General features: G+C 71.7%; 6 protein-coding genes. All 6 read right to left on the reverse strand.

Annotated elements, in window-relative coordinates; all coding sequences use genetic code 11:
- Positions 1–167 precede the first annotated feature (167 nt).
- The gene (locus Sru02f_RS26620) at positions 168–1,805 is read right to left on the reverse strand and encodes an FAD-dependent oxidoreductase (protein ID WP_109028356.1); all 1,638 of its coding nucleotides are present in this window, start codon (positions 1,803–1,805) and stop codon (positions 168–170) included.
- Between the two features lie 263 nt (positions 1,806–2,068).
- Complete coding sequence (locus tag Sru02f_RS26625; protein ID WP_373103565.1) at positions 2,069–3,694, reverse strand: AfsR/SARP family transcriptional regulator; 1,626 nt, start codon at positions 3,692–3,694, stop codon at positions 2,069–2,071.
- A 319-nt stretch (positions 3,695–4,013) separates the two neighbouring features.
- On the reverse strand, positions 4,014–5,570 hold the full coding sequence (locus Sru02f_RS26630; RefSeq protein WP_109028354.1) for an aspartate aminotransferase family protein: 1,557 nt from the start codon (positions 5,568–5,570) through the stop codon (positions 4,014–4,016).
- 10 nt (positions 5,571–5,580) lie between these two features.
- Positions 5,581–7,236 (reverse strand): MFS transporter, encoded by a 1,656-nt coding sequence (locus Sru02f_RS26635; protein WP_109028353.1) that lies wholly within the window; start codon positions 7,234–7,236, stop codon positions 5,581–5,583.
- A 42-nt stretch (positions 7,237–7,278) separates the two neighbouring features.
- The gene (locus Sru02f_RS26640; protein ID WP_109028352.1) at positions 7,279–8,139 is read right to left on the reverse strand and encodes an alpha/beta fold hydrolase; all 861 of its coding nucleotides are present in this window, start codon (positions 8,137–8,139) and stop codon (positions 7,279–7,281) included.
- Positions 8,136–9,458: an FAD-dependent oxidoreductase gene (locus Sru02f_RS26645; protein ID WP_109028351.1), complete on the reverse strand. Its 1,323-nt coding sequence runs from the start codon at positions 9,456–9,458 to the stop codon at positions 8,136–8,138. The genes Sru02f_RS26640 and Sru02f_RS26645 overlap by 4 nt, the downstream gene beginning before the upstream one ends.
- Positions 9,459–9,575: the final 117 nt, after the last annotated feature.

Genomic DNA, 9,575 nt, shown 5'->3' on the forward strand with positions numbered 1-9,575 from the left:
CCCCCCGACCCGGAAACGCCGCCCTTCTCCCTGCCGCACACAGAGGAGGAGGGCGGCGTTCTCCGTCGTGCCCGGCATCCGCGTCCGCCGGGCACCGTCGGGAAGACGCACCCCGGACACACGAGCGGCCCCCGGGCTTCCGGGGGCCGCTCGGCGGGGTGCGGGGGTCAGGCCCGCTCGATGCCCAGGGTGTGGGTGAACACGTTCCGCGGGTCCCACCGCGTCTTCGCGGCCTGCAGCCGGCAGTAGCCGTCCTTGAAGTACAGGGTGCTCCAGCCGATCCCCGAGGTGTTCAGCGCGGGGTCGGCGAGGTCCGCGTCGGCGTAGTTGATGAAGGCTCCGTCATTGACGCCGCTCGGTCGCGGAACTCCCCCGGTCGCCGCGAACACGTCGCGGTAGAACTCGCGGACCCACGCGAGGTTCCGGTGGTCCTCGGCCTCGGTGGCCCAGAGGTTGACGAAGAGCATCTTGATGACCGAGTCGCGCTGCGCGGTGGCGGTGGCCGAGGAGGCGGGCAGGTTGGCCGCGGCGCCGTAGCCGGCGATCTCGACCAGAGCCGCCGGGTTGTCGTAGTCGGTGCGGGTGAGGTGCTTGTAGAACGCCTTGATCTGGGCGTCCGGCAGGGTCTTGCGCAGGTAGGCGGACTTCGCCTTGAAGCGTCCCTTGCCCTCGAAGCCGTCCCCGCCGAGGCCGGGCCAGTTGAGGACGTTGTAGAGCCAGTCGACCCGCTTGCGGGTGACGACCGTGTACGTCAGGCCCGTGCCGGCGACGATCTCGGCGAGGTAGGCGTCGAGCAGGGTGTCCGCGCCGGGCACGGCCGCGTCGATCTGGGTCGACATCAGGAACTCGCCCGCGGAGCGGTGGCGCGGCTTGAGGGCGCTGAAGAGCCGGGCGTAGGGGTGGCCGGCGGAGTCGTTGGCCGCGTGCCAGGCCGAGAAGTTCCGCAGGAGCCTGGAGAAGGCCGCTTCGGTCATGGTGTTGTCCCAGGGGAAGGTGACCTCGGAGATGATCAGTTCCCTGGGCGCCCGGGGCAGCAGCGCGGCCGGGTCGAGGCCGCCGGCGTCGTTGCGGAACCAGTAGCGGGTCACGATGCCGTAGTTGCCGCCGCCCGCACCGGTGTGGGCCCACCACAGTTCGCGGTTGGGGTCGTCGTGCTCCCGGGTGGCGACGATCTTGCGGACCGTGCCGGCACGGTCGACGACGACGATCTCGATGGCGTACAGGTAGTCGACCGTGATGCCGTGGGAGCGGGCGAGCGGGCCGTAGCCGCCGCCGGGTATGTGACCGCCGACGGCCACGGACGGACAGGTGCCGCCGGGCAGGGTGACGCCCCAGCCGTCGTACAGCTTCTGGTAGACGCTGCCCAGTTGGGCGCCGGGGCCGATGGCGAAGGCGCGGCGGGACGCGTCGAACTCGATCGCCGCCATGGCGGAGATGTCGATGAGGACGCGGACTCCGCTGTGGGTGGTGAAGTCCTCGTAGCAGTGCCCGCCGCTCTTGACGGCGAAGCGCAGCCCCTTGGCCAGCGTCTCCCGGACGGCCTGGGCCACCTGGTCGGCGTCGCTCGCGACCAGGACGTAGTCGGGGGTGCCCTTCCAGCGGCCGTTGGCGCCGGCCACGAGGGTCGCGTAGCGCGGGTCGCCGGGGGTGACCTTGACGAGTTCGCCCCCGGCGATCGCCGCGGCGGGTGACGGCTGTGCGGCGAAGGCCTCGCCTGCCCAGCCGCCGAGGGCGGGCAGCGCCACCGCGGCGCCACCGGCGACGGCACCGTGTCTTATGAAGCGTCGTCGAGAAATGGCGGACATGACTGTGCACCTCCATGAGGAACTGACTGACCAGGAATTGCGGTCGCGCTGTGGGGGTGGTTTCGAACCGCAGTGGTACGGAACTCGACATCACAGCCCTCCCCGGCCCGGGGAGCGGGGAGGAATTCATGACAGCCAGTCCCAAACAGCTTGCACACTATTGGCCGAATTCCATCGCCAAGTAATCGCACACCAATTCCGGTTGTGGAGGCGCAGGGGACGGTGGAGATGGTGGGACGCGGACGGCGGACGGCCGCCGGGGCTCAGATCGCTCCGTCGCCGGCGGGCGAGTCCTCGGCCGGCGGGTTCAGCGCCCGCCAGCCGGACGGGGAGCCGTCGGCCAGCCCGTAGGCGACGACGGACACGGTGGCGGCCCGGGTCGCGGCGCACACCCGGATCTCGCCGGGCTCGGTTTCGGCCAGCAGGGCCTGGCACAGGTCGAGCAGGGCGCCGTTGACGGTGGGCGCGGTGCCGTCGCCGGGCTGGGAGCGGACCAGTACGCGGCCGGTGGCCACGGAGGCGTGGAACGTCAGTCCGGGCGAGGCCGGCCGGCCGTGCGGCAGGACCGGGACGGCGAGGCGGTCGCGGATGGCCGCCGCGGCTCGCACCGCCCGCAGCGCCGCGGTGGGCTCCTCCCCACGGCGTGTCCCGTCGTCCGCGGCCGCGGAGCACGGGCGGAACAGCCCCAGTGTCACCGCGCCGATGGTGGCCACGGGTTCGCCGCCGAGGCGCTCGATCTGCTGCCGCGTGACCGCGTTGAGATGCTCGAAGTCCTCGTCCATGGCCTCCGGCCGGAAGCCGTTGTGCCCGGGCGTGAGCCGGTTCTGGACGAGGAGCACGCTGAGGTGCGGGCGTTCCGCCACCGGTGCGGTGCGGACGGCTGTCCCGCCGCGGACGGGGGCGCCGCGCGGCTGCGCCGGCCACTGGACGACCGCGACCTGCCGTTCGGCGCTCTGCGTCCGGCGCGCTGAGCGAGGCGACGGCGGCGAGGCCGGCCGGCGGTCCTCGTGACCGCGGAACTGCGCGGGCACCTCCCGGTGGTTGGGCGGAGCGACGGCGGGCGCCGGCCGGGCGGCAGTCGCGGCCGGGACGGCAGTCGTGGCCGGGACTGCCGTGCCGAGGAGTGCCGACGCCTGGTCGAGGGCCTGGTCCTGGGCCAGTATGGCCTGCTGCAGGCGGCGCAGTTCGTGGCCGGGCTCGAGTCCGAGGTCCTCGACGAGGGTGGCCCTGATGCGGTTGTACACGGACAGGGCGTCCACCTGGCGGCCACACCGGTAGAGCGCGAGCATGAGCAGGCCCGAGCTGCGTTCCCGCAGCGGCTCCGCCTCGACCGTGGTCTCCAGCTCGCCGAGGACCGCGTAGTGCTCGCCGCACCGCAGTTTCGCCTCCAGGTAGTCCTCCAGGACGTCGAGGCGGCTGTTCTGCACGGCGGTGAGTTCCGGCCACATGGTGCCGGTCTCGACGAGGTCGGCGAGGACGGGTCCGCGCCACAGGTCGAGGGCCTCACCGAGAAGGCGGACCGCCTCGTGATGGACTCCGGCGGAAAGCCGGGCCCGCCCTTCGGACACCCGACGGCGGAACAGGTGCAGATCCACCCGGTCGGGGTCGACGCGGATCATGTAGCCGGGCGCGCGGGTGACGAGTTCGCCCGCCGCGCCGGCCGCGGATCCGTGCTCGCTGAGCATCCCGCGCAGTCCCCAGACCGCGTTCTGCAGGATCTTCCGCGCGGTGGCGGGCGCGTTGTCGGTGCTCCACAGGGCGGACAGCAACTGGCTGGTGGGCACCACCTGGTTGGCCTGCAGCAGCAGGTACCCGAGGGTCGCCCGCTGTTTCACACCCCCCAGCGGCAAGGACTGCTCGCCGGACAACACCTCGAGTGGACCGAGCATCCGAAAGCGCATAACTCCCCCAGTCCTGCACGCTGTCGTATTCTCCTGGCCACGACTTTACAAACCAGCACACCGGTTTGTCAAAGTGGCGACCACTCGAAGCGACACACATCCACCACGACCCCACAGGCACTGCCGCTCACCTGGCAAAACAACAGACCGGAGGGCCCGGGGCGGGGGATTGCCCGGGCCCTCCGGAGCGTCGGCGACCCTGGGTCGGGCCGGACATGAGGGTGGTTCAGAGGCTCAGTGTCTCGATTTGCGGGACTGAAACAGCGAGTACAGTCTGTTTCGGTTCATCCTACGACGGCCAGGATGTTCAGCCGATCGGAGCGAGCCGGGCTCCGTCGGTGTCCCGGATGATCGCGCACACGTCGCGCAGCGCGGCCTCCAGTCGGTCGATCTCCTCGTCCGTCACATACACCGAGGGCTCGAACCGCAGCGTGTTCACCGCGCTCGACGTCGGGAAGACACGGACGCGGTGCTCCCGCAGGATGTGGCCCGCGACGAAGTAGCCGAAGAACCCGCTGCGGGCCACCTGCCGCAGCGGCTCGGCCGCGGCGTCCGACTGGTCCCGGAACTCCAGCCCCAGCATCAGGCCGCGCCCGCGCACGTCCCGCACCGTCTCGGGGAAGTCCGCCCGGACCGACCGGAGCATCCCCAGCAGCCGCTCACCGCGCTCCGCCGCCCGGCGGTAGACCGCACCGCCGTCGGCCTCCATGATCTCGAGCACCTTGAGCCCGATGAGACAGGAGAAGGCGTCCTTGGCGAAGGTGGAGCTGTGGGCCAGTTCGAACTGCCCGTGGTAGAGCGGCTTGCGGACGAGCAGCACCGCGGACTTGGCGATACCGCCGCCCAGGCTCTTGGCCAGCGTGTAGTAGTCGCCCTTCAGCCCCAGCCGGGTGGCCGCCAGGAAGCTGCCGGTGCGTCCCATGCCGCTCTGGATCTCGTCGACGACGACCGGGATCCGGGCCTCGGCACAGACCTCCTGGACCTCCGCCACGAACTCGGCGGACAGCTCGTGGATGCCGCCCTCGCCCTGGACGGGTTCCAGGACGAAGGCCGTGAACAGCGGGTGGTCCCGCTCGACGACCTGTACCCGGCCGCCCTCCACGACCAGGTCGAGCAGGTGCGCCCGCTCCTCGTCGACGGTCTTGCGCAGCGCGCCCGGCTGGTCCCGGGGCACGAACCTGGCCTGCGCGGCGAGGGACTTGAACGGCAGCCGGTAGCCCGGGTTGTGGGTGAGCTGGACGCTGCCGGCGAGCTTGCCGTGGAAGGCGCCTTCCGGGGTGAGGAACAGCGGGCCGCGGGCCAGCTGTTCCTCGTTCCGGCGCCGGACGTCCGCGATCAGCTCGTCGGCGGACCCGGCGACCTCGGGCGGGACCGTGGCGGTGCCGTCGGCGACCCGCGCCCGGACCTCGTCCAGATGTGCGTCGATCTCCTCGGTGAGTGCCGACAGCCGCAGTCCGCGGTCGAGTTCGGCATGCTTCATCGCCGCCTCGACGGCCTCCGCGCCGCTGTTGGCGAAGATGGCGTAGTACGACTCGTCGTCCCCGCGTTCGCGCTGGACGATCCGGTTCAGCTCCGCCGCCAGTTCGTCGGCGTACGGGTGGCGGGAGAACTGCGCGTGGACGGGCGTCTGCAGGTCCAGCAGCTCTCTGGCCCGGGCGTTGATCTCCGGGTTGTTGTGCCCGAGCATCAGCGAGCCGTAGCCGCCGACGAAGTCGAGTACGGGAATCTCCTCCCCGTCCTCGCCGTGCCGGTACAGGGTGTTGCCCTCCGCGCGCACGTAAGCGGCGTCCAGGCCGCCGGAGGCGAGCACCTCCAGCAGGAACGGCTCGGCGAAGCCGTCCCGCGTGGTCGGCTGGTCGGTCATGTCGGTCCCTTCAGGCGCTGGTGACGGGCTCTTCGCGGGCCTCGGCGGACGTGGCGGCCTCGGCGGACGTGGCGGGCTCCGGGCCGGCCGCGGGCTCGCCGCCCTCGGGAACGGTGTCGGGAGCGGTCGCGGCGCCGATGGCCGGGATGTGGCGGAGCAGTACCAGGGCGACGACGGCGGTCAGTACGGCCATGCCCGCGCTCATCCAGGCGGTGGCGTGGAAACCCGCCGTGAACGCCTCGCGGGCGGCGGTGAGGAGCTGCTCGCCGACGTTCTGAGGCAGCGTCTCCGCGGCCTTGGCGGCGCCGCCGACGGTGTCCCGGGCGGCCTCCTCCGCCGCGGCCGGGATACCCGCCGGAGCGGTGTCGGCGATCCCGGAGCGGTAGACGGCGACGGCGACGCTGCCGGTGACCGCGATGCCGAACGCCAGCCCCAGGTCGTAGGCGGTCTGCCCGGTCGCGGACGCGGCGCCGGCCTTCTCGGGCGGGGCCGCGCCGGAGGCGAGGGCGGTGCCGAGCACGCTGATCGGGGCCACCCCGAACATGATCACGGCGAGGCCCGCCGCGGCCGGCACGATGCCCGAGTCGTCCGGCCCGGCCGTGGCGGTGAGCCAGAAACCGACCAGGGTGACGACCAGGCCCGCGGTGATCACGTAGGCCGGGCGGAAACGCTTGGCGAGCACCGGGGTCAGCTGGGAGCCGATGATCAGCCCGGCGGCTCCGGGCAGCAGCCACAGACCCGCGGCGAGCGGGGTCAGTTCGCCCGCGACCAGCAGGTACTGCGGGACGAGGTACTCGACGCCGTTCAGGGCCATCATGCCGAACAGCAGCGTCAGCAGGGCGCCGGTGAAGGCGCGGGTCCTGAACAGCCGCATGTCCAGCAGCGGGGTCTCCAGGCCGTTCTGACGGCGTACGAAGACCACCGTGAAGGCGGCGCCGATGACGATCGCCGCCAGGTTGGCGAGGCTCCAGCCGTGCTCGGCGAACTTCTTGATGCCGTAGACGACCGGCAGGATCGCCGCCAGGAACAGCACCACGCTGACCAGGTCGAGCCGCCCCGCGCCCGGGTCCTTGTACTCGGGCAGCAGCACCGGCGCCAGCAGCACCGGCACCAGCATGACCGGGACGCCCATCAGGAAGACGGAACCCCACCACCAGTGCTCCAGCAGCACACCGCCGATGACCGGTCCGATGGCGATGCCCACCGACAGGGCGGTGACCCAGGTCGCGATGGCGGTCGCCCGCTGCCGGTCGTCCTTGAACATGTGGATGATCAGCGACAGCGTCGAGGGCAGCACCGCGGCGCCGGCCACGCCGAGCAGGGCGCGCGCCACGATCAGCATCTCGGGGCTGGTGGAGTACGCCGCCAGCACCGAGGCCGCGATCACGCCGAGCGAGCCGAGGATCAGCAGCCTGCGGCGGCCGATGCGGTCCCCGAGCGTGCCCATGACGACCAGGAAGCCGCAGGTCATGAAGCCGTAGAGGTCGGTGGTCCACAGCAGTTGGGAGCTCGTCGGCTGAAGGTCGGCCGTCAGGTAGGGCGTGGCCAGCCACAGCACACCGAGGTCGGCGGTCATCAGCGTCACCGGAAGCAGCAGCGCCAGCAGTCCGAACCACTCGCGCGGCCCGGCCCGCAGCTCCACCGCGGGAGCGGTGTTCGAAGACATGGGTTCCCTCTTTCGTTCTCTGTGCCTGTGGGTGTCGGTCGGTCAGTGGGTCTGCCGGTACGCGCCGACGCGGGCGAGGATCTCGGCGGCGACGGTGTCCGGATCCTGCTGCGGCTGCCAGTGCGAGGTCTTCTCGAGCGTCAGGAGCCGGTACGGCCCGGTGACGTACTCCTCGGTCTTCGCCACCGCCAGTTCGCTGACCGCCGTGTCGGTGCGGCTGTAGACGAAGGTGGTGGGGACGGTGACCGGTCCGAAGTCCAGCGGGTCACCGAGGAGGTTGTTGGCGCGGTACCAGTTCAGGGCGGCGTCGAGCGTGCCGTCGGCGGTGTGCGTGGCGACGTACCGGGCGATCTGGGCGTCGGTGAGGACGCCCTCGCCGGCCTGGGTGAACCAGGCGTGCAGCTGGGCGGCGCCGTCGGCCAGGAAGTGGTCGGCGGCGCCGTCCGAGACGAGGAACTCGACGTACTGGGAGCTGTGCTGCTGCTCCTCGTCGACACGGTAGGCGTGCTGGTAGGCGTCGAGGTGCGGGATGGCCAGCGCGGTCAGGGAGCGCACCCGGCCGGGGTGCCGGGCCGCCAGGTACCAGGCCACCGCGGCGCCCCAGTCGTGGCCGACCACGTGGGCCGAGGACGCGCCCAGGGCGTCGAGGACGCCGAGCGCGTCGGCGGCGAGGTGCGGCAGCCGGTAGTCGGCCACGGCGGTGGGGCGGGCGTCCGGCGAGTAGCCCCGCTGGTCGGGGGCGACGGTGCGCAGGCCCGCGGCGTGCAGCAGCGGCGCCGTCTCGGTCCACGACTCCTTGTTGTGCGGGAACCCGTGCAGCAGCAGTACGGGTTCGCCGTCCTCGGGACCGGCGACGTCGACGTCGAAGACCAGGTCGTCGAGGGCGATCCGCGTCGCCGTCACCGCTGTGCTCCGGCGATCGCGGCCTCGATCGGCGCGTCGTGGAGGACCGCCGGGGAGTCCACGAGGCCGATGACCCGGGAGTAGGCGCGGGCCACCGCGGCGTCGCGGGTGGCGGCCTCCTGGACCTGGGCGATGAAGGCGTGCGCCTGCTGCACCTCGGGGGTGCGCTCGCCCTCGACCTCGGGGAAGCTGAGGTCGGCGCCCACGGCCATCTCCCAGCAGCCGTCGACGGCGTCCCGGGCGAGGTCCTCGAAGTACCGGAGCGGGTCCGGGCGGTGGGTGTCGGCGAGGTGTCGGCGCAGCACCAGGGAGCCGAGCGCGGAGACCGTCATGCCCTGCGCGTAGCTGGGGTTGAAGCTGCACACGGCGTCGCCGATGACCAGCAGACCGGCCGGGAAGTCGGTCATCCGCTGGTAGTGGCGGCGCAGGTTGGTCGGGAACTTGTAGGCGATCGGGTCGTCGATGGGTTCCGAGACCGTGAGCACCTCGTGGATGTCGGGTGCGGCGAGGGACTTGATGAAGCCGATGAAGCCCTCGGGGTCGGTGGGCGGGTGGTCGCCGAGGATGCCGTAGGCGGTGACGATGGCGCGGTCGCCGTCGATCTTCTGGCAGATCGCGCCGCGCGGCACGCCGGCCGAGGCGACCGTGTTGATGGAGATGTTGCCTTCGAACGCCTCGTCCGGGACGCGGTAGTAGCGGGTGGTGTAGCCGAGGCCGATCTTGTGCTTCTCCTCCTGGACGGCCTCGTAGCCGAACTCCTCCAGCCAGACCGAGGTGCGCGAACCGCGTCCGGTGGCGTCCACGACGAGGTCGGCGTGCAGGGTCTCCTCGGTGCCGTCCGCGCGGCGCACGACGACGCCGTTGACCTCGCGCCGGTCCGGTGTGGTCGTCAGGCTCTGGACGGTGGCCCGCTCCAGGAACGAGACCTCGGGCAGCGCGAGCACCCGGTCGCGCACGTGGCGCTCGAGGAACGGGCGGCTGGAGGTGAGGGCGATCAGCCCGGAGTCGACCTTGGCGAGCCGCTTGCCGTTGATGATCCAGCGAACGTCGTCGGCGACGTCACCGGTCTGGGCGCCGGCCGCCCTCATCTGCTCGGTGATGCCCGGGAAGTACTCCTCGGTGATCTGCTGGCCGCGGGCGAGCAGGCCGTGCAGGTGGTGCCCCTGCGGCAGCCCGCGGCGCAGTTCGTGCGGACCGGTCAGCTCGTCGCGGTCCACGACCGTGACGTTCGCGAAGGTCTCGGAGAGAGCACGGGCGGAGAAAAGGCCCGCCATGCTCCCGCCGAGCACTATCGCGCGGCCTTCGCGCTTTTTGCTCATAGCGATTTACTCTCCTTCGGCAAGCGGAGTGGAATCAAAAGCCGCGGCAATCAGAGATCAGTGGGACGACCTGGCCGCGCGGAATCGCGTGAGTCCGCCCAGACGGTATCCGCAGGC

Source organism: Streptomyces rubrogriseus, assembly GCF_027947575.1.
Classification (GTDB): domain Bacteria; phylum Actinomycetota; class Actinomycetes; order Streptomycetales; family Streptomycetaceae; genus Streptomyces; species Streptomyces rubrogriseus.

Bases quoted from the DNA above. Each gene is read 5' to 3' on its own strand.
- Sru02f_RS26620 (WP_109028356.1), bottom strand. From the start codon at position 1,805: ATGTCCGCCATTTCTCGACGACGCTTCATAAGACACGGTGCCGTCGCC.
- Sru02f_RS26625 (WP_373103565.1), bottom strand. From the start codon at position 3,694: ATGCTCGGTCCACTCGAGGTGTTGTCCGGCGAGCAGTCCTTGCCGCTG.
- Sru02f_RS26630 (WP_109028354.1), bottom strand. From the start codon at position 5,570: ATGACCGACCAGCCGACCACGCGGGACGGCTTCGCCGAGCCGTTCCTG.
- Sru02f_RS26635 (WP_109028353.1), bottom strand. From the start codon at position 7,236: ATGTCTTCGAACACCGCTCCCGCGGTGGAGCTGCGGGCCGGGCCGCGC.
- Sru02f_RS26645 (WP_109028351.1), bottom strand. From the start codon at position 9,458: ATGAGCAAAAAGCGCGAAGGCCGCGCGATAGTGCTCGGCGGGAGCATG.